Here is a 21691-nt window from a genome sequence, read left to right on the forward strand (position 1 = left end):
AAAACATTTCTGCGATAACAGAAGAAACGGCAGCAAGCGCAGAAGAGATTTCCAGCATCACAGAAGAACAGACAGCAAGTCTTGAAGAAATTAGTGCAAACTCTCAAACCCTTGCAGGTGTTGCAGAAGTTCTCGCAAAACAGGTAGCTGTCTTTAAAATTTAAGATTATTAAAAAATATTAAAAGCGACTTTTTGTTTAATAAAAAGTCGCTTTTAAATTTATGTATAATAATTTTTATTTGTATCATCTTTTTTGATTTTTTTCAGGTGCACATCTTCACCTTTTGTCCCACCTAATAATAACAATTTTCGGTTTGTAAGATCCTTGCTTTTTAAATGTTTAATATTATTTTTGTCTTTATCAGTCGATATTTTTAGAATACTTTTTCTCATATTGACCGCCTTCTTGTTTAAGCTTATTTTGGGGCATCTCTAAAAACAATTTTTTATATATAGTTTAAACTTTGAAGAAATAAAAATCATTGTATTTTCTATTTAAAATTAAAAGAGACGGTTTTGAAAACCGTCTCTTTTTTATTATATTTTTTAATTAGATATCTAAATGTTTTACGTACATTGCGTTTGATTCGATAAATTCTCTTCTAGGTTCAACTCTTTCACCCATTAATGTGTCAAAAAGCTGGTCGCAAACTACCGCATCATCAATATCAACTTTTAAAAGAGTTCTTGTTTCAGGATTCATAGTAGTTTCCCAGAGCTGCTGAGGCATCATTTCTCCAAGACCTTTAAATCTCTGGATATTTACACCTTTTTTTCCTCTTTCTTCAACTATTTTATTTATTTCTTCAAAAGAATTTATTGTTACGTCTGTTTTATCATCAATTACAAGATGCAAGCTGGTTTCTTCTTCGAGAAGAAATGATCTGATTTGAGGGTAAGCTTCTTTAATTCTCTTGTATTCGATACTGTTAATAAGCGGCGCTGTAATAATCGCAGGATTTTCTTCATCCCCCGTATATACAACAATCGAATTTTTGCCTGATTCGTTTTCTTTCAATTTTGTTCTGAAAGTTACGCCGTGATTTGTAAGATATTCGCTTAGTAAAGCGTTTAATTCTTCCAATGTTTCAAGCGTTTCAAAATGTTCTGATTTGGCTTCTGAGCCTATTAATCCTCTTATAATAATTTCAGGAATGACGTTTATAATAGGATTTTTAAAGGAACTGTAGTAGCTGGACATGTTTCCTATGAGTTTGACCAGCTCTTCTCCCTGACAGGATTTTTGTTTCGAAGAATCAAACAGGTTTAAATTGTTTACTCCTCTTCCTCTTAGAACTTTATCAAGAGCTCTGTCATCGTAAAAATACTCGGAGCTTTTGCCTATTGTAAGTTTATAAAGAGGCGGTTGTGCTATACATATATGACCTTTTTCTATTAGAGGCTTTGCATATCTGAAAAAGAACGTTAAAAGAAGTGTTCTAATGTGCGCTCCGTCAACGTCAGCATCTGTCATGATGATTATTTTGTGATAGCGCAATTTTTCCATCTCAAATTGATCTTCATCTTTGCTTATGCTTATTCCCAGCGCCTGAATAAGGGACTGAATCTCGTTATTATTGTAAAGTTTATCAATACGGGCTCTTTCAGCGTTAAGAATTTTACCTCTTAAAGGAAGAATAGCCTGAAACATTCTGTTTCTGCCCTGTTTTGCGCTACCGCCCGCAGAATCGCCCTCAACTATATATATTTCGCATTGTTCAGGGTCTCTGTTGCTGCAATCAGCGAGTTTTCCCGGAAGAGTAGAATTTTCAAGAACGCTTTTTCTTCTTGTTAATTCTCTTGCTTTTCTTGCGGCTTCTCTTGCTCTTTGAGCCTGAATTACTTTTGCAATGATAGTTTTTGCGCATTTGGGGTTTTGTTCAAACCAATCCTGATAAGCTTCAAGGACGATACTGTTTACAATGCCCTGAACTTCGCTGTTTCCGAGTTTTTCTTTTGTTTGTCCTTCAAACTGTGGATTTGGAACTTTAACGCTTATAATAGCGGTAATTCCTTCTCTTACGTCATCTCCGGATAAATTTTCTTCGCCGTCTTTAATCATGGAATTTTTTCTTCCATAATCGTTGACAACTCTTGTAAGAGCGTTTCTAAATCCGGTAAGATGGGTTCCGCCGTGCATTGTGCTTATATTGTTTGCAAAACTCAAGACAGATTCATTGTAGGCTTCCGTATACTGAAAAGCTACTTCAACTTGAACATCGTCTTTTGTTTGATCAATGTATGCAATACCGGGATGGATAACATCTCTGTTTTTATTTAAATATTCAACATAGCTTGAAATTCCGCCTTCGTAGAAAAACACATTTTCTTTTTCGGTTTCTTCGTCTTTGAAAATGAGTTTCAGTCCTTTGTTGAGAAAAGCCATTTCTCTGAGTCTTTTTGAAACAATATCCCTGTCAAGATGCGTAGTTTCGGTAAAAATTTCAGGATCAGGCCAGAAAGTGGTTTTTGTTCCTCTTTCGGTGGTTTCATGTTCTTTAAGAACAGGAGAAGTAGGCTCGCCTCTAAGATATGTTTGTTTATAAACCCAACCGTTTCTGGAAACTTCGACAATCATTTTTTCGGAAAGAGCGTTTACTACGGAGGCACCAACGCCATGAAGTCCGCCGGAAACTTTATATCCGCCATCTCCGAATTTACCGCCCGCATGAAGTACCGTATGTACTATTTCAAGCGCAGATTTTCCTGATTCTTCTTTTACATCAACAGGAATACCCCTACCATTATCTATAACAGTAATGCTTTCATCTTTATTAATGGTTACTTTTATTTCAGAACAGTAACCTGCAAGAGCTTCGTCAATAGAATTGTCCACGATTTCGTAAATAAGGTGATGCAAGCCTCTCTGGCTTGTTGAACCAATATACATACCGGGTCTTAATCTTACGGCTTCCAGTCCTTCCAGCACACGAATGTTACTTGCGTTATATTGATTTGATGTTTCTGTCATAGTTGTATCCACTATTGAATCCTTATATAAATTAATTCTTTGTACATGCCTGTTTTTTCTAATTTAAGGAATGTTTTTTTATAACTATTCCTGCTATATTCTGATAATAGTACTTTTGATTTCCCGAGATACTTAATAATCGATAAATCCTCTCACTAATATTATACCATGCACAAGTTTTTACTTGGTAAAAGTTTAAGTTTTTTGTAGTATGTAACACAGTTTAAAGTAATAAGATAATGTCTGCTAAAATTTCCATCTGATTTTCTAAGTTTTCCGCTTGTTCATTTTCTTTCTTTTTGAACGCAAAAAGAAGAGAAAACGAACCAAAAGAAAGAAAAACCTTAACCCAAGGGGTCAACACAGTCAGGAGCTTTGCCCCTGAAGCACGGAACGAAAATCATTGAGTTATCCTCGTGAACAAAACGAATGATTTATTCTACAGTAACTGACTTGGCGAGGTTTCTTGGCTGATCAATATCTTTACCGAGGAATTCTGCTATGTAATAAGCCAGCAGCTGCATCGGAATCGTTGTCAAAATTGGGGAAAATATCTCATCAGTATACGGAACTTTAATTATATACCTGAAAATTGATTCAAGTTTTTTATCATCGCTTGATGTTACAGCTATCATGCGAGCTTCTCTTGCCTTTGACTCCTCGCTGTTTGAAAGAACTTTTTCAAGAACTTTCCCCGGAACAAGTATTGAAACAACCGGCATTGTTTTATCAAGCATGGCAATAGGTCCGTGTTTTAATTCTCCTGCAGGATAGCCTGTAGCGTTAATATAGCTGATTTCTTTAAGCTTTAAAGCCCCTTCAAGAGCGGCAGGGTAATTAATTCCTCTTGCCATGAATATAAAATCTTTTGAGGCGTTGAATTTTATTGCACATTTTTTAATTTCTTCAGTGTTGTTTAAAATTATTTCAACTTTATGAGGAAGCTGGAGAAGTTCTTTTTTGTATTCTTTAAGCTTTTCTGAATCAAGGCTTTTGTTGATTTCAGCAAGTCTTAAAGCAAGAAGATAAAACGCCAAAAGCTGTGCGGTATAGGATTTTGTAGCAGCGACACTCACTTCAAACCCTGCGTTTATGGGAAGAAGGCTGTCAGCTTCTCTTGCCATTGTTGAATCGGGTCTGTTTGTTATTACAAGAATATGAGAGCCTTTTTCTTTTGCCAGTCTTAGCGCCGTAATCGTATCCGCTGTTTCTCCAGACTGAGAAACGCCTATTGTGAGAGAATTTTTATTAGAAATAACTCTTTTGTAAATATACTCGCTGGAAGCTTCAACATCGACAGGGATTCCTATAAATTCCTCGATAAGATATTTACCGACAAGGGCGGCATGCAGAGAAGTTCCGCAGGCAATAATCTGGATTCTGTCAAGATTTTTCAGGCTTTCTTCGTTCAGTTTTACTTCGTCAAGATGAATAGGATTTGATGAACCCGTTAATCTGTTAAACAAGGTTTGTCTTATTACATCAGGCTGCTCATGAATTTCTTTAAGCATAAAATGCTTATAGCCCATTTTGTTTATGGAAACAGGTTCCCATGGTATAATTTCAGCTTCTCTTGCTAAAACATTTCCGTCCATATCTGTGATTTTTACGGAATTTTCTTTGATTTCCGCAATTTCAAAGTCGTTCAGATAAATCACTTTTTTTGTATATTCAAGCAAAGCCGGCACATCGCTTGCTATGTAGTTTCCTTTGTCGCTTAATCCGACTATCAGGGGCGCACTTTTTTTGGCTGCGTAAAGTGTATCGGGAGAGTCTTTGAAAATTACTCCCAGTGCATAAGCACCGTCAAGTTTATTAAGAGCGCGTCTTATGGCATGTCCAAAATCTTTTGCATCTTGCAGGCAGTCTTCAATCAGGTGTGCAATAACTTCGGTATCTGTCTGCGATTGAAATTCAAACCCTTTTGCGGTCAGTTCTTCTTTTAATTCTTTATAGTTTTCTATAATCCCGTTATGAACAAGCGCAACTTTTTTTTCGCTGCTTATATGGGGATGCGCATTAATTTCGTTCGGAGCTCCATGGGTTGCCCATCTTATATGACCGATACCGATTAAGGCTTCTTCGTCTTTTGAGTTGCCTTTAAGAATATTTTTCAGGTTATCAAGTTTGCCCTGAGCTTTAAAGATTTTTATTGAATCCTGTTTATGGATTGCTATTCCTGCCGAATCATATCCCCTGTATTCAAGTTTGCTAAGACCATTTAATAAAAAAGAGATTAAAGGCTCATTTCCTATATAACCAACTATTCCGCACACTATTTTTAATACCTCGTATTTTTAATTTATGGAGTGTAATTTTTCTCTTTTAATAAAAATTAAGTTCAATCGAGGGGATTTTGTAGCAGTAACAAGACGTTTAGTCTTATGATCTCTTTCCCTTATTAAAGATAAGAATATCAAAAGAATTTAATTTTACAACTAAAGATTATATAAAGAAATAGAATACTAAAGAATTGAATACTAAAATCTTTATTTATATATTTTTAACAAGATAGGCTCTTATATGTAAGACTTTCAGCCTAATTTATAAAACTTAAATACATCCTTATGCTCTTTAAATTAAACAAAAAAGTCCTTATTATTGTACTAACAAGGAGGCGATATATTATGAAAATTTTACATATTGTTGCATACGCTCTTATTATTATAGGAGCTTTAAACTGGGGTCTTGTAGGGTTTTTCAGATTTGATCTCGTGGCATTTTTATTTGGAGACATGACAGCATTTAGCAGAATAATTTATTCGCTTGTGGGGTTATCTGCTGTTACGGAAATTATACTTAGCAGTCAACACCATAAATTTGCCAGAGGCTTTGCTCACTAAAAATTGGTAATACTTGAAAAGACAGGGAATAAATGAAAATCCCTGTCTTTTTATATTTTTTTATTAATTCCCTCAGTTTTTGACAGAGGGTTAAAAAAAGGAGAATACAGCTCATGATGAGATATTTTTATACGGTTACTTATGCCATAGTTATTATGGCGGCAGTTTCATGGGGCTTTGCAGCAACAACAAGCGAAAGTATTCCTCTTGTTGCCAGATTAATAAACGCTATAGTCGGTTTAGCAGGTCTTATTCAGATTATGTTAAATATTCAGGGCTACAAACTCACAGGTAATTATGCCCGTTAAAACCTTTTTTTGTTAACTACTGCAAGAGAAGCAAACACGAGTATTTGTTATAAAAAATACGGGGAAAGAAAAAATCTCCTGTTTTTGTTTGGCATGATAAAATAACTTTATTATGCAGGAATATTTTTCAAATAAAACTATAGAAAAACTCAAATACGACCTTGTGAGAGAGAAACTTTTGAATTTTGAAGATTTGACCGCTGCGGAAGAATTGTCAAAATTAAACAATTTGCATCTAGGTCAGGTTTTGGTGCGTGAAAATTTGCTTTCTGAAGAAACTTTACTGAAATTTATAGAGAATAACCTTCATATTCCGTATATAAATCTTGAAGATTATTCTCTTGACGAGCAGTGTCTTTGTTTTATTTCCGCCGAAGATGCAAAAAAGTACAAAATAATTCCGCTTTTTAGAATAGAAGATGTTTTAACTATTGCTATGGCAGATCCGTTAGATCTTTTTGTTTTAAATAATCTTGTAAAATCGGTAAACTGCCAGATTGAGCCTGTAATATCTTCTGAAAGACTTATTTTGGAATCTGTAAACAAGTTTTATTTTTTTAGGGATTTTAAAGAAAACGAAGTTGAAGTGAATAAAAAATTCGACTGGAGAGATGAGCTTAATACAGGAATTATAAATGAGTTTCAGGCGGAAAAAGTAATTAATGCCATTATTTTTCAGGCACTTCTGGAAGAAGTCTATGAAATAATTCTGGAGAATACAGGCGAAGGCAAGTTTATAAAATTTAAAAAAGAAAATCAATTTTACGAAAAAGGAGCAATTCCTCTTCTTTTAACCCCTCTTTTTAATTCCAAATTAAAATCTATAGCAGGGCTCGATCCTTCTGCCCATGAAGTTCCTCAGCTTGGCAAATTTAATTTTTATTTGGCGGCAGCAGGAGTAAAACAAACAGAAGAGGGACTTATCCGTTCGGGAAGACTACAGGCAAAGTCTTCTGATGCAGCGGGAGAATGCATAACTTCTATAATCGCTACTTTCCCTTCAGTAAAAGGTGAAAGGATTACAATAAAGCTTTACAGGCATCCTGAAACAGTAAACGAGCTTTCTTTGAAAGAAAATGACAGAATATTTCTTGAAGAAAACATTAAAAAATCAGGAATTATCCTTGTCTCAGGTCCTGGTTTAAGCGGAAAAAGTTTTATTGCTTATTCAATATTAAATTCGCTTGATAAAATAAATAAAAACATAATGACGGTTGAATCTATTGCAAAGTATGATTTAGAGGGAATAACCCAGTGTGAATTAAAAGAAAAAGTCGGGTTTAACTTTGAAAAAGCGGCAAAATTTATTGATTTTCAATCGCCCGATGTAATTTATGTTGAAGAAGTTGTTTGCGCTAATGATATTAAATATTTATCATTGTTTGCAAATGCGCAAAAAACTATTATTACAGAGATTTTGGCAGAAAATATTGAAATGTTGTTTAATAAGCTCGAAAAACAGGAATTTAATGAATTCAGGAAAAATGTTAATTGTTTGATTTTTGTGGAGAATAAAGATAAAATTCAAGTAATAAAATCTATTGAAAAGAATTTAACAGTTATATAGATAATTAAGAGGTACTTATGACATCAGTAATTGAAGAAAAAACAACAGGTTTAATAACACAGGTTATAGGTCCTGTTGTGGACGTTGAATTTCCCGGAGGCAAACTGCCTCAGATCTATGACGCTCTTATAATAAAAAATGCATATCCCGGACAGCAAAATCCTGATCTTGTAACAGAAGTTCAGCAGTTGCTGGGAGAAAACAGAGTAAGATCAGTTGCAATGTCAAGTACTGACGGTTTAAGAAGAGGTATGGAAGTTGTAAATACACAGGAACCGATAAAAGTTCCTGTAGGAAACGCAACTTTAGGAAGAATTTTAAATGTATTGGGTCAGGCTGTAGACGAAGGCGAGCCTATACAGGCAGAAGATCACTATCCTATTCACAGACCTGCACCGACTTTGATTGATCAAAATACGGACAGGGAAATTTTTGAGACAGGCGTTAAAGTTATTGACCTTCTTGAACCGTATCCGAAAGGCGGTAAAATCGGTCTTTTCGGTGGTGCAGGCGTTGGAAAAACAGTTATTATTATGGAATTAATTCATAATATTGCCCAGGAACACGGCGGAGTTTCTGTTTTCGGTGGTGTTGGAGAAAGAACCAGAGAAGGAAACGATCTCTGGCATGAAATGAAAGACTCAGGCGTTATCGATAAAGTTGCTCTTGTTTACGGACAAATGAACGAGCCTCCTGGAGCAAGGATGAGAGTAGGCTTAAGTGCGCTTACGGTTGCGGAATATTTTAGAGATACCGCAAAACAGGATGTATTATTGTTTATTGATAATATTTTCAGATTTACACAGGCAGGCTCGGAAGTATCAGCACTTTTGGGACGTATGCCAAGCGCGGTAGGATATCAACCGACACTCGCTTCAGAAATGGGCGAACTTCAGGAAAGAATTACCAGTACAAAAGATGGTTCAATCACATCTGTTCAGGCAATTTATGTCCCTGCTGACGATTTAACCGATCCGGCACCTGCTACAACATTTGCATTCTTGGATGCTTCAACAGTACTTTCAAGACAAATTTCCGAGCTTGGAATTTATCCTGCTGTTGATCCTCTTGCCAGCACAAGCCGTGTGCTTGACCCGAGAATTATAGGCGATGATCATTATGACACAGCCAGAGGTGTTCAGCAGGTACTTCAAAGATATAAAGATTTGCAGGATATCATTGCAATTCTTGGTATGGACGAGCTTTCCGAAGAAGATAAAATCACCGTTTCAAGAGCAAGAAAACTTCAACGATTCCTCAGTCAGCCTTTCTTTGTTGCTGAAACATTTACAGGAACTCCGGGAAAATACGTTAAACTTGAAGATACAATTAAAGGGTTCAAAGAAATTCTTGAAGGCAAACATGATGAGCTTCCCGAACAGGCTTTTTATATGGTAGGCACAATAGAAGAAGTTCAGGAAAAAGCCGCAAAAATGGCAAGAGGCGAATAAAAAATGCCAAAAAAATTAAATCTTAAAATAATTACTCCCCAAAAAATCCTCCTTGAAGAAGAAGTTGATGCTGTTTATTCTCAATCTTTGGAAGGAGAATTCGGAATTCTTCCCGATCATATTTCTTACATGACACCGCTTGATATTGGGGTAACCGAATATATTAAGGATAACAAAAAAGAATTTATTTCTACTATGGGCGGAATTCTTCAGGTAAAAGACAATGCGGTTACGATACTTTCTGATTTGGCGGAACTCGGTGAACAGATTGATGTAGCAAGAGCAAACTCAGCAAAAGAAAGAGCAGAAACTCGTTTAAGAACAGGTGCCAAAGATATTGATGCTGATAGAGCGAATGCAGCTCTTTCTCGTGCAGTTGCCAGAATCCATGCCGCTTCCAAAATTAAATAACCTGTTTTTGTAAATTAAAAAGTGGGAATTTTTCAAAAAAATGTAACAATTCCTTAATGTTTCGGCTGAAAGATATTAATTTTTTTCTTTATGTTCGTTCTATAGTTAGAAAGAAAATTTAGCTGTTAACTGAACAAAAGGAGAAAGAAAAAATGATTAAACCTTTGGGAATGCAAAACCTAGGCTTTGGAAGAGTAGTAAAAGTTGGTAAAAATAATTTTGTAAATCCTGATGATGTAAAAAGACTTTATAGCCCTACTGATTCTGCGACGCTAATTTACTTTAGTAAATCTGCTCTGGCTGAAGACCATATTAAGGTGGATCTACCAATTGATAAGGTGGCAAATTTAATAAACACAAAGGCTTAGTATTGTTAAAACTAAAAATAGCGTATTTATATCCTGAATTATTAAACATATACGGTGACAAAGGCAATGTACTTGCCTTTGTTAATCGTTGTTTATGGCGAAATATAGATGCTGAAATCCATGAAATTCATCAGGGCGATAAAATTGACCCTGATTTATATGATTTTTATTTTATCGGCGGAGGGCAGGATCAGCAGCAAATTGCCGTAGCAGAGGAATTACAAAAACAAAAAGAAGCTTTGATTCAGGCAAGGGATAATATGGCTGTTTTTCTTACGATTTGTGGCGGGTATCAGCTTTTAGGGCATTATTATAAACCCCATGCCGGAGATGAGTTAAAAGGCATAAGCCTTTTAGATGCTTATACTGTTGCCGGAAATACGAGATATATCGGGAATGTGACAGTTAAAACAGATTTTGCTTTAAAAGAAAAAAATCTTGTCGGGTTTGAAAATCATAGCGGGCTGACTTATCTTCAGGGAGAAACAAAATCTCTGGGAAAAGTTGTTGTAGGCAATGGTAATAACGGGAAAGACAAAACAGAAGGCGCTTTTTATAATAATGTATTCGGAACTTATCTTCATGGTTCGTTTTTGCCAAAAAATCCGCATTTTACAGATTATTTAATAAAGCTTTCGCTTGAAAGAAATCATGGAAAAATAGAACTGGAGCCGCTTAATGATGAAATTGAGTGGGCTGCGCATAAAAAAGCTGTCGGCAGAAAATATTAAGAAGCTTTAATATCAATCCTGTTAAGAAGTAATTTTATTTGAAATTTCGTTTACTGTTTCAGATAAAATTTTGTTTGTTTGAATTTCTTCTTTCATTTTTTCGTAGGCATAAAGAATAGTTGTGTGTTTTCTTCCGCCAAAAGCGTTGCCGATTGAAGGGAAACTGGAGTTTGTCAGATTTCTGGAAAGATAAATAGCTATTTGCCTTACATAAGAAAATTCTTTTGCTCTTGATTGCCCTTTAATATCGGCTGATTCCATTGAAAAATGATTTGCGGTTATTTCGATTATTTTATCTAAAGTTAAATTTTTTCCGGAACCCGAGAAATTCATTATTTTTTTTACGGATTCAACCGTCATAGGACAGTCATTAATGCTTACGTAAGCAATCACCCTGTTTAAGCCGCCTTCAAGTTCGCGAATATTGTTTTGATAGGCAATTGCAATAATTTCCAGAACATCGTCAGGAACGTTTAAGTTCTCACGCTCCACTTTGTTTTTAAGAATAGCAATTCTTGTTTCTATATCAGGAATTTGAATATCGGCTAAAAGTCCCCATTCAAAACGGCTCCTGAGTCTTTCCGTAAGTGTGGGAATGTTTTTTGGAGGTCTGTCGCTGGTGATAATTATTTGTTTGCCTGATTCATAAAGAGTGTTAAAAGTATGAAAAATTTCTTCCTGCGTGTTTTCCTTTCCTTCAATAAACTGAATATCATCAAGAAGCAAGACATCCATTTGTCTGTATTTTGAGCGGAAGGCAGGCATTTTATCTGTCCTGATAGAGTTTATAAGTTCATTTGTAAAGGATTCGGTGCTTAAGTATTTGATTTTTAAATCAGGATGGTTTACAAGCACATAATGACCTATTGCCTGCATAAGATGGGTTTTGCCAAGACCCGAGCTTCCATATATAAATAAAGGGTTATGAGCCCTTCCTGGGGATTTTGCAACGGCAAAAGCGGCAGCATGTGCAAATTTGTCATGAGAGCCCACCACAAACGTGTCAAAAGTATATTTCAGGTTTAAATTATTTGAAATACTTTTTAGTGCATCAATCTGGTTTTCAGAGAGCGGAATATTTTTATTTTGCTTCGGCTCTTTCAGCTCTCTTGGTTTTTTTTCAGGTTTTAAGTCTGATAATTCGGGAAAATTCAATTTTTGTTGTATATTTTCAAATTTTTCAACTTTTATTTTGAGTTTGATATTTTTTTCTGTGACTTCTTTAAGGACTTTATTTATAAGGTCAAGATAGTTTTTATAAATCTTTTCTTTTGCTATATTGCTGTTTGTGGAAATTATAAGGTTGTTTTCATCTAAAGAATTGAATTTAACGGGTTTTATCCATGATTCATAAGCAGGAGTGCCAAGCGCTTCTGCCAATTTTTCCTGTATTTTTTCCCATGTTTTTAATTCTTCAGTCATGTTTGCCTTTTTCTTTCTCTATTATTTTAATACGATTTTTTTGCATGCCCAAATTAAATTTTAAACTCTAATTGCCAATTAATTTTCTTATTGTCATGTTGAGCAAAGCGAAACATCTGTCCCTTTTGGATTTTAGCTTAAATACTTTTTCGGACAGATTCTTCGGACTAAAGCCCTCAGAATGACAATACAAATATTTATGTAAATTTTGATTATCCAGGCAATTCACGTTAATTAATATTCTGCGTGTTTAAACCATCAGAATACGGCTAAGAAGCATTACCTATAGCATTCCCGCCCAGCAGGCTATTAGGTTTTTAAATATTTAATAAAAATTATACTTTTGTCGAATTAAATTAAAGTTAAAAAGAGCTAATATAATCAATATCAGAAGGTAACGAAACTTGTAGTAGTTACCTTCTGATATTTTTTTGCAAAAAGCGCTTTTTAATAAATTCCTTTAATATAATTAATTTCAGGTTTTTCTTTAAGCAAAATACCAATTAAATCAAACCTGAAGCCTTCGTAGCTGTTATTTGGATTTTGGCTTAAGTAAATTTCAGCCAGTTTTTGGATTTTATTAAATTTTTTTTCATCAACAGATTCAAGAGGATTGCCAAAAAAATTTGAACTCCTTGCTTTTACTTCTATAAAAACAAGGGTGTTTTTGTCTTGAGCTATTATGTCTATTTCTCCCATGCGCGAAAAACGCCAGTTTTTTTCTATTATTTTAAATCCCTGTTTTTCAAGAAAGCTCACAGCAAGGTTTTCACCCGCTTTGCCTTTTGAGAAATTCTGTTGTTTCATAATTTTTTCCTCTCCATTATTTTAGCAGGGAATATCTTAAAAAATAAGCAAAAAAAACCGGCTTTCGCCGATAAGTCTATCACATATTAGAGAGAGGAATTAGAGAGAAGGATTGAAGGAAGATTTTCACTGGTTGCATATAATGTTTTTTCCCCTTGAGGAACAAATTTAAACGTGCATTTCTGAAATTACAAAATTTCTTAACAAAACTTTACATTTAATATTTATTTGTAAAAAGCATGAGTGATAAAATTGTTTTAGTACATGTAAAAAAAATTAAGGATAAATAAATGACCATAGAATATAAAAAAGAGCTTGAAAAAATTAACGAAATTTTGAGTCAGGTTAGAGGCTGTCTTTGACCCTGAGTCATCAATAAACAGAATAAGCAGGCTTGAAAAAAAGCTTCAGGAACCCAATATTTGGGATAATCCGGCCGAAGCCCAGAAACTTTCGCAGGAATTAAGCGAAATTAAAAACTCTTTTGAAGAATATAAAAACTGGAAAACTCAGGCTGAAGAAGTTGAAATTCTCATTCAGCTGGCGGAAGAAGAGCAAGATGTGTCTGTTTATCAGGAAATAGAAGAGAGTCTTGAAAAATTGACTTTGGAATTGCAAAAATGGGAACTTCAGAAAAAGCTCGGAGGCGAGTATGACGTTTCGGATGCTATTTTGACGGTAAATGCGGGGGCTGGCGGGACTGATGCGCAGGATTGGGCGCAAATGCTTTTTAGGATGTATCTCAGGTGGGCTGAAGCAAAAGGATGGAAAACGGAAATCCTTGATACCTCCGAGGGGGAAGAAGCAGGAATAAAAAGCGCAACTGCAAAAGTCAGCGGAAAATATGCCTATGGCTACGCAAAAGCAGAAAAAGGAGTTCACAGGTTAGTCAGGATTTCTCCTTTTAACGCTAACGGCAAGCGTCAAACAAGCTTTGCTTCACTGGAAGTTAGTCCTGTTGTTCCCGATATTGAGTCAAAAGTTGAAATTAATTCTGATGAAATAGAAATTGAAACTATGCGAGCAGGCGGCGCAGGAGGTCAAAACGTAAATAAAGTTGAGTCTGCCGTAAGAATAATTCATAAACCGACAGGAATTGTCGTAAAATGTCAACAGGAACGCTCTCAGCTTCAGAACAGAGAAAACGCCATGCAGTTATTAGCTTCTAAACTCCTTGCGTTAAAACAGGCAGAGCATGAAAAGAAAACTTCTGAGCTTAAAGGTGAAGCTATGGATGTAAATTTCGGAAGCCAGATAAGGTCTTACGTTTTTCATCCGTACAGTCTTGTAAAAGACCATCGTACAAATTATGAAACAGGAAATGTTGATGCTGTTATGAACGGTGAAATTAATGAATTTATTGAAGCGTATCTGAAGAAATACTCATAAAAAGCAAGAAGGCAAACAAAAAAAATGAAAAACTTTTCTTTTAAAAACATCATAAAAATCTTACTATTATTAGCTTTTTTAATTTTGGTTGTTATAAGTTTTTTTATTGAACCTAATGAGATTGTTGTTAATAAAATAACTATAAAACTTAATCATTGGAATAAAAAACACGATAATCTCAGAATAGCTATAATTTCAGATATTCATGCAGGCGCCCCTTTTATCAATTCTAAAAAGCTGGAAAAAATTGTAGAACTATCCAATAAAGAAAAGCCGGATTTAATTTTATTACCGGGTGATTTTGTAAGTCATGGTGTTATTGGAGAAAAATTTGTAAAACCTGAGCTTGTGGCTGATATTTTATCAAAATTAAAATCAAAATACGGAATAATAGCTGTTCTTGGAAATAATGACTGGAAATATAACGGGAAAAAAGTTGACGCAGTTTTAGAAAATAAAAAAATAACAGTATTAGAAAACAATGTCAAAGAATTGCTTATTAATGGTAAACCTTTATGGATTGCAGGAGTTGCAGATTTAATGGAAAGGTTTCCCGAGATTGATACGACTTTAAGTAAAGTAAAAGACAACAGTCCTGTTTTATTATTAAGTCATAATCCCGATGTATTCCCTTTTGTGCCTGAAAGGGTAAGTTTGACTATATCAGGACATACACACGGAGGGCAGGTAAATCTTCCTGTCTTCGGCAGATTAGTTGTCCCATCCGGCTTTGGTCAGCGTTATGCTTTCGGTCATGTGCATGAAAATAACAAAGATTTATTTGTCAGTACAGGTATTGGCACAAGCATAATTCCTGTGAGATTTAAAGTCGTCCCTGAAATTGAAATTATCACTGTTAAAAGCAAATAAATTATTTTTATTTTTAACAATGTACCGGCTCTTTTTCTGTAGGTTTTAAACCTGAAGCTTCTCTCTCAATGCGACCGGTTTTAACTTCAAAAGGTTTAGTTGAAAAATTTTGTTTTAAATATTCAAGAAGTCCGCTCTGGTGATTGAAAGGATAAATTTTAACATTTGGTTCATGAGGTTCTTTTTTCAAACTGGACATTCCGCTTGCACCTTGCATAAGGTAGGTATCATAAACCACCGTGTATTTTTTATTGTCAGGCATTTTATCCAAACATTCGCCCAGGCTACCATTTTTGTTGATTAAATAAACATTTTTTACTTTATTATCTTTACCAATCGTATATCTCATACCGCCGACCTGTAATAAACCAAGGGTTGGTTTAGGAAATGTTGAGGTTTCTACGCCCCAATTAAGAGCATCAAATAATTGTTTTTTTGTAAAAGTCGCTTCTACCATAGTTACACTATGGGTAAAAGGAAAAGCATCTTTTATATTTTTTGTAGTAATCTCACCTTTTGGAAGATCTGCTTTAATTTCCCCTGAATTTATCAGTGCTATTTGAATGTTAGACTGCGGGCTTATTTTATTTGCTATCCAGAGCATTGAATCAGCCAACAGGTTTGCAACAGGATTTTCTTCTGTTTTTCTTTTTTTGCATTCTAAACTTTGATTGGAATAACTTATCACTTTATTATTTTGCAGGATTTTTTCTTCTAATTTTACAACTTCTGTGGATATAGGATATTCCTTTGTGTTTTTAATTTTATTTTTGCATTTATCGGGTATCAGAACCCCATCATCATTAAATACAGTTTTCAAAATTCCAAAAGTCCCTAAGTCCTCGGTATCTTTATTGTCATCATTTGCAGCTTCAGCGGATACAACTTTTACGGGTTCGCCTCGTTCTGATACAGACCAGCTGTCGACTTTTTTATGATCATGTCCTCCAATAATTACGTCAATACCGCCAATCTTTGCAAGATTTTTGTAATATTCAAAATGTTGTTTGGATTTTTCTCCGGTATGGGCTAATAAGAAAATTTTGTTTATACCCTGTTTTTCCAATATTTTTACTTCTTGTTTTACTGCTTTTACTGTTTTTTCAAAATCTTTTACAGAAACATAATCGTTAAAATCTGCTTTAAAAATAAGTTCCGCAGAATCAAAAGCAGTAACCCCGATAACGCCGACACGTTCTCCTTTTCGTTCAATAACTGTTGATTTTGCTATTTTATTTTCCATTTCGTTAGGTTTTGAAAAAGAAAGATTTGCTGACAGGAATTTAAAACTTGGTTTTGCTATTTCAATAGCTTTAGCCCAGTAGTTGCCGCCTTCTATTTCATGATTTCCTGCGCAGGAAGCGTCTAATCCGATTAAATTCATTAATTTAATCAGTAAAATATTTGGCTCTAAATCACTGGCAAAATTTATATCTCCTCCGGCAAATTTTAGAGTTCTTTTGTCTTTATTTTCTCTGTCAAATTCATCAACAGCAGTCTTAAAGTGCTTTATATTGTCTACTTTGGCGTGTACATCATTGAAATATAAAACATTAAAATCTGTATTGCCTCTGAAAGATATGGGAAACATTGTCGAGTTCTCTTTTATAGTAGATTCTATCTATGTAAAACCCAAACATAAAAAAATTTACCTGTACAGCATATAATGTTAAGAATAATTAAGAACAGTTTTTTTGATTTGTTTTAATATAAAAATATTTATACAAATAGCGAATTTTAATATCTTAATATTGCTTTTAAAATTAATTTCATCTTTATAAAAACAGGATGGAAAAAATGATTGATGAAAAAATATTCAAATTATCCACGGAAGGGCTGAGCTTAAGCGATCGCAAAAAAGCGTTGAATGAGTATATTGGTCATGTTGACGAGCAAAGTAAGCATTTTTTGGGATATCAAAATGTCCAAACATTAAATTATGAAGAGGATATAAAAGAATTTTTAAATTTTCACGTTAATAATATTGGAGATCCGTTTGTTTCAGGGAATTATACACCTAACAGCAAAGCTATAGAAAGAGCTGTACTGGATTATTATGCCAAACTCTGGAATGCAAAGACTCCTCATGATTTTAAAGATCCAGAGAGTTATTGGGGTTATTCATTAACAATGGGCAGTACAGAAGGAAACCTTTACGGAATTTGGAATGCCAGAGATTATTTGTCAGGGAAAAAACTTTTGATTGATAATGGAAACGAACATAAAAACGGAAAACACAGGACACAATATATTCATGCGCTTTCTTCACAGGGCAATCCAAATGCTTACAGGCCTGTAGCGTTTTTTTCCGAAGATACTCATTATTCAATCATTAAAGCAATGCGTGTTCTTCAGATTCCAACTTTTTATGATATAGGCAAAAATCTTTATCCGTGCCAAAATCCTCTAAGTTTGACAGGAGAGTGGACGAAAGACTTTTTCGAAGTACCGTCATTGAACGGCAGCAAGGGAACAGGGGCAATAGATGTAGAAAAACTCTCTATTCTTGTGGAGTTTTTTGCAGCAAAGGGGTATCCTATCCTCGTTGTTTGTAATTATGGAACAACTTTTAAGGGTGCTTATGATGATGTTCAAGCAATAGGCGAAAAATTAATGCCGATTTTTGAGAAATACGGACTGGTAAATAGGGAAGTTATTTATGATGAGCAAGGGCATTCGGATGTTCGCAACGGTTATTGGATTCATGTTGACGGTGCGTTAGGCGCATCATACATGCCTTTTCTGGAAATGGCTTATAATCGGGGCGAAATAGCCGAGCGAGGTCCGATTTTTGATTTTCGTCTTCCGTATGTTAATTCTATTGTTACAAGCGGGCATAAATGGGTTGGGACTCCATGGCCAAGCGGGATTTTTATGACAAAGGTTAAATATCAGTTAATTCCCCCTGATGCTCCGGAATATATAGGCTCTCCCGATACCACGTTTGCCGGATCCCGTAATGGTTTATCACCTGTAATTTTGTGGGATTTTCTTGCTCAAAATTCTTACCAGAATTTAATTGACAGGGCTGTGCGTTGCGAAAATCTTGCAAATTATGCGGAAGAACAGCTTAAAACAGTTCAGAAATACCACCCTGAGCTTGATTTGTTTATTGAGCGAACACCTTTATCGTTAACAGTACGTTTTAGAAAACCTAATGGCAGGATTGTTTATAAACATTCGCTTTCTTGCGAGACCCTATTAATTAATGATGAAGAAAGACATTATGCACATATATTTACTATGGATTCGGTAACTAAAGAGCAGATTGACGAGTTTATAAGTGAGCTTAAAGAGCCTGATGCTTTTGATGCCGAAAAAATATCCGCAAAACTCAAACGAAAAACAACTCGAAAAGCAGCTTTTTTAAGCGAACGTGAACGTGGTTGGAGATAAAGTTTTTAAATAAACTTATAATGTAATAAAATAATCTTGTACAAAATTTAAAAGGTGAAAAAATGTCTGGAGAAAAAAAATATATTTTTATAACAGGAACTTCTTCCGGAATAGGAAAAGTTTCAGCCATTACCCTTGCAAAAAAGGGGTTTCATGTTTTTGCAGGGGTTAGAAAGCAAGAAGATGCAGAAAATTTAAAAGCAGAAAACCCGGATATTACACCGATTTTTATAGATGTAACAAATCAGGATTCAGTTAACGGGGCTTTTAACAAAATTTCGGAAATAACAGCAGATAAGGGACTTTACGGTCTTGTGAATAATGCGGGGATAGCAGTAGCAGGTCCGCTAGAGTTTTTGCCGATAGACAGGTTAAGGCTTCAGCTAGAAATAAACGTGATCGGGCAAATAAGCGTTATTCAAAAAATGCTTCCGCTTATAAGAAAAGGACAGGGAAGAATTATAAATATAAGTTCTATAGCGGGATTTACCGCTTTTCCGTTCAAAGGTGCTTATGCTGCTTCAAAATTTGCTGTTGAAGCCTTGTCAGACTCCTTAAGAAGAGAATTAAGACCGTGGAAAATACCGATTTCTATTGTTGAGCCGGGTGTTATAAAAACTCCTATCTGGCAAAAATCAATAAACCTCGTGGAAGAAATAGTCGCAGAAATGCCTTCCGAAGCCGAAAAATATTACGGTGCCGTTTACCGGAACCTGTTAGAAAGAACTTTGAAAAGGGTTGAAAGAAGCGGATCAGCTCCCGAGCAAGTAGCCAATGCAATATTTCACGCTTTAACTTCCAAAAAGCCTAAAACACGTTATCTTGTCGGACAAGATGCGCATTTTCTCTCGAAAATTTTAACAAAGTTGCCGGATTCTCTTATAGACACATTTATTTGTAAACGTGTCGGACTTGATAAATGCGAGTTTGAGACTAATTAACCAGAATTGCCGATTAAATTTATGAATCAACCCATTTTATTTCTTATAGATTGCTTCGCTATGCTCGCAATGACGATTTTAGCGATTTAATAATTCGAGTAAACTAAAGATTCGTTATTTTTTAGAGCTGATTTTCTTAAATTTTAAATATAGTAATTTGTTTTTGTAAATTTTCAGCGATTCTGGCTAAAGAATTTGAACTTGCGCTGATTTCTTCAAGACTTGCGGTTTGTTCTTCTGTAGTGCTGGAAATTTCTTCTGCGCTTGCGGCTGTTTCTTCTGTCACTTCGGCAATGTTTTCAATCATTTGAACAAGGTCGTCAGAGTTTTTTGTAACACCGTCAATATCTTTGTTTATGCTTTGGATTTCATTATTGGTTTTTTTAACTTGAGTTATGATATCAACCAAAGCGTTTCCTGCTTCATTTATTACTAAAACACCGTCCTCAACTTCTTTTGAAGCTTTATTTGTTGTTGTAACAGCCAAATTTGTTTTACTTTGAATTTCTTTAATCATGTTTGCAATTTTGTCTGTTGCTCCTGCTGATTGAGTTGCAAGCTTTTTTACTTCGTCTGCAACAACGGCAAAGCCTTTTCCATGTTCACCGGCTCTGGCTGCTTCTATTGCCGCATTAAGAGCAAGAAGATTTGTTTGGCTTGCAATATTTTTAATTAATTCGAGGATTTGTTCAATTTCCGAACTTAATTTTCCAAGAGAATCTATGGTTAATGAAATTTCCCCTGTAGCCTGTTTAATGCTTTTCATTTTATCAACGGCATTATAAACCTGCTCTTTTCCTGAGGCTGCAGTTTTTTCAGTGTTATTCCCAAGTTCAGAAATACTACGCGCTTCTCCAGAAATATTTTGAAGTACTTTATTCATTTTATTAATATTTGAAGCTCCTGCTTCAATATTTTTCGAAATCTGCTGTGTTCCTATTGCAAGTTGTTCCACGCTTGTCGAAACTTGTTGCGCTCCCTGAGCTGTTTGGTCAGCTGCTGCATTTAATTCTTCCGAACCCGCAGAAATTTCTTCAACTGATATAGAGACCTGTTGAATTAATATTTTTAAATTTTCAGCCATTTTATTAAATATAACAGCTAAATCAGCAACTTCGTCTTTTGTCTCCGGAGTAATTTTAATTGTTAAGTCGCCTTCCGCTATTTTTAAAGAATTTGTTTCCATGTTCTTTAAAGCGTTAGTTAAAGATAAGTAAAAACCGGCAAATAAATATCCGATTATAGAAAGAACCAACAATGTGTAGAAAATTGCTACAGGTTTCTGATCTTCATATTTTCTTACTCTTTTTGTAACTAACTGTCCTTCTTTTTGGGCAACAGAATCATAAAATTTCATGTTGTTGCTTAAAGCCTTGCTTGAAGCTGATTTTAACTGCGTTAAAGAAACAGTTTTTTTATCAATAATTTTATTCAATAAAACAAGAAATTCTTTGTTTGCCGAATAAGCATTATTAAAAGAAGGGTCGAGATCAGTTTTTGTAGATGGGTTAAATCCGTACACAACGGAAATATCCGATTTTAAAATTTCGTTTATTTCGTCTATAAGCGTGGAAAGTTGTATTAATTCTTTTTGGTTATTTTCATTCCCGATTAAGTTTTTTGTACCTAAAATTTTTGCCTGATTTATTTTTTCAAGCAAATTAGGCAATTTTAAGCTATAAACATCCATCAAATAATATGTATCAAGATCAGGATCGAGAACAAGGTTTGATGTATCGTTAATATGACTTATTAAAGTGATAACTTGATTAACAACTACTGTTTGTTTATCAAAATCATTTGCATTTTGTAAATTAGTTTTTATTTTTTGCCAGTCTTCTTTAACTTGAAGTGTTTGGTTTAATTTTTTGTCTGCTTCATCAGTTAATTTAACATATTTGTTTATTTCTTCTGTTGAAGGGGTTTTTCCTTGATATGACAAATCCCTGTAGTCTTGTACGTTAAAAAGCAGGTTTCTTAGAGGATTAATATACTCTAAGCCAAGATTTTCTTTTATGCTGAAATCAGCTTGTGATTGTAAGTTAGATAATAACAAATAAATTATTCCGACTGTAAGAATAACAACAGACAAACCTAATAAAGCAAATTTTTGAGCATACTTCAATTTGTTCATAATTAGAACACTAAAATTAAACATTTTTTTCATAAATAAAGCTTCTTTCCTTATTAGTAACTAATTTAATGCAAATTTCTT

The 21691-nt window shown here is 34.6% G+C and carries 18 protein-coding genes; 11 read left to right on the forward strand and 7 right to left on the reverse strand.

The features are described from left to right. Positions 1 to 220: 220 nt before the first annotated feature. From WCG23_02110 to glmS, 3 genes are all read right to left on the reverse strand, one after another. Positions 221 to 394 carry a hypothetical protein gene (locus WCG23_02110; protein MEI8388658.1) on the reverse strand — a complete coding sequence of 58 codons (174 nt, stop codon included), beginning with the start codon at positions 392 to 394 and terminating at the stop codon, positions 221 to 223. Positions 395 to 551: 157 nt separating this feature from the next. Further along, positions 552 to 2984 (reverse strand): DNA topoisomerase (ATP-hydrolyzing) subunit B, encoded by a 2433-nt coding sequence (gene gyrB / locus WCG23_02115; GenBank protein ID MEI8388659.1) that lies wholly within the window; start codon positions 2982 to 2984, stop codon positions 552 to 554. A gap of 422 nt (positions 2985 to 3406) precedes the next feature. Then, the gene (gene glmS / locus WCG23_02120) at positions 3407 to 5248 is read right to left on the reverse strand and encodes a glutamine--fructose-6-phosphate transaminase (isomerizing) (GenBank protein ID MEI8388660.1); all 1842 of its coding nucleotides are present in this window, start codon (positions 5246 to 5248) and stop codon (positions 3407 to 3409) included. Between the two features lie 351 nt (positions 5249 to 5599). On the opposite strand from glmS, the gene WCG23_02125 reads away from it, so the two are divergent. The 7 genes from WCG23_02125 (at position 5600) to WCG23_02155 (ending at position 10651) form a co-directional block, all read left to right on the forward strand. Then, entirely contained in the window at positions 5600 to 5815 is a 216-nt protein-coding gene (locus WCG23_02125; GenBank protein ID MEI8388661.1) for a DUF378 domain-containing protein, read from the forward strand. 113 nt (positions 5816 to 5928) lie between these two features. Further along, positions 5929 to 6123 (forward strand): hypothetical protein, encoded by a 195-nt coding sequence (locus WCG23_02130; protein MEI8388662.1) that lies wholly within the window; start codon positions 5929 to 5931, stop codon positions 6121 to 6123. A gap of 112 nt (positions 6124 to 6235) precedes the next feature. Then, positions 6236 to 7690, forward strand: coding sequence for an ATPase, T2SS/T4P/T4SS family (locus WCG23_02135; GenBank protein MEI8388663.1), 1455 nt, complete (start codon positions 6236 to 6238; stop codon positions 7688 to 7690). A 17-nt stretch (positions 7691 to 7707) separates the two neighbouring features. Continuing rightward, positions 7708 to 9141 carry a F0F1 ATP synthase subunit beta gene (gene atpD, locus WCG23_02140; protein ID MEI8388664.1) on the forward strand — a complete coding sequence of 478 codons (1434 nt, stop codon included), beginning with the start codon at positions 7708 to 7710 and terminating at the stop codon, positions 9139 to 9141. Positions 9142 to 9144: 3 nt separating this feature from the next. After that, entirely contained in the window at positions 9145 to 9552 is a 408-nt protein-coding gene (locus tag WCG23_02145) for a F0F1 ATP synthase subunit epsilon (protein ID MEI8388665.1), read from the forward strand. Between the two features lie 152 nt (positions 9553 to 9704). Further along, positions 9705 to 9920, forward strand: coding sequence for a hypothetical protein (locus tag WCG23_02150; GenBank protein ID MEI8388666.1), 216 nt, complete (start codon positions 9705 to 9707; stop codon positions 9918 to 9920). 2 nt (positions 9921 to 9922) lie between these two features. Then, positions 9923 to 10651: a glutamine amidotransferase gene (locus tag WCG23_02155; protein ID MEI8388667.1), complete on the forward strand. Its 729-nt coding sequence runs from the start codon at positions 9923 to 9925 to the stop codon at positions 10649 to 10651. 21 nt (positions 10652 to 10672) lie between these two features. On the opposite strand, the gene dnaA is transcribed toward WCG23_02155, so the two are convergent. Together dnaA and WCG23_02165 are read right to left on the reverse strand one after the other, a co-directional pair. Next, positions 10673 to 12073 carry a chromosomal replication initiator protein DnaA gene (gene dnaA, locus WCG23_02160; GenBank protein MEI8388668.1) on the reverse strand — a complete coding sequence of 467 codons (1401 nt, stop codon included), beginning with the start codon at positions 12071 to 12073 and terminating at the stop codon, positions 10673 to 10675. Positions 12074 to 12520: 447 nt separating this feature from the next. Then, positions 12521 to 12880, reverse strand: coding sequence for a YraN family protein (locus WCG23_02165; protein ID MEI8388669.1), 360 nt, complete (start codon positions 12878 to 12880; stop codon positions 12521 to 12523). A gap of 290 nt (positions 12881 to 13170) precedes the next feature. Here WCG23_02165 and prfB point away from each other — a divergent pair. Beyond that, positions 13171 to 14269 (forward strand): peptide chain release factor 2 gene (gene prfB / locus WCG23_02170; protein MEI8388670.1). Its coding sequence is split into 2 segments (ribosomal slippage): positions 13171 to 13239 and positions 13241 to 14269, totalling 1098 coding nucleotides; the frame shifts between segments, so codons are not numbered across the junction. A 24-nt stretch (positions 14270 to 14293) separates the two neighbouring features. Next, positions 14294 to 15139: a metallophosphoesterase gene (locus WCG23_02175; protein ID MEI8388671.1), complete on the forward strand. Its 846-nt coding sequence runs from the start codon at positions 14294 to 14296 to the stop codon at positions 15137 to 15139. A 13-nt stretch (positions 15140 to 15152) separates the two neighbouring features. Here the strand turns inward: WCG23_02175 and WCG23_02180 are convergent, their stop codons facing one another. Further along, entirely contained in the window at positions 15153 to 16730 is a 1578-nt protein-coding gene (locus tag WCG23_02180; protein MEI8388672.1) for a 5'-nucleotidase C-terminal domain-containing protein, read from the reverse strand. A gap of 206 nt (positions 16731 to 16936) precedes the next feature. On the opposite strand from WCG23_02180, the gene WCG23_02185 reads away from it, so the two are divergent. Both WCG23_02185 and WCG23_02190 read left to right on the forward strand, forming a co-directional pair. Continuing rightward, positions 16937 to 18535, forward strand: coding sequence for a pyridoxal-dependent decarboxylase (locus tag WCG23_02185; protein MEI8388673.1), 1599 nt, complete (start codon positions 16937 to 16939; stop codon positions 18533 to 18535). Between the two features lie 62 nt (positions 18536 to 18597). Further along, positions 18598 to 19476: an SDR family oxidoreductase gene (locus WCG23_02190; protein MEI8388674.1), complete on the forward strand. Its 879-nt coding sequence runs from the start codon at positions 18598 to 18600 to the stop codon at positions 19474 to 19476. 136 nt (positions 19477 to 19612) lie between these two features. On the opposite strand, the gene WCG23_02195 is transcribed toward WCG23_02190, so the two are convergent. Next, complete coding sequence (locus tag WCG23_02195; GenBank protein ID MEI8388675.1) at positions 19613 to 21643, reverse strand: methyl-accepting chemotaxis protein; 2031 nt, start codon at positions 21641 to 21643, stop codon at positions 19613 to 19615. Positions 21644 to 21691: the final 48 nt, after the last annotated feature.

This window comes from bacterium (assembly GCA_037147175.1).
GTDB lineage: Bacteria > Cyanobacteriota > Vampirovibrionia > Gastranaerophilales > UBA9971 > UBA9971.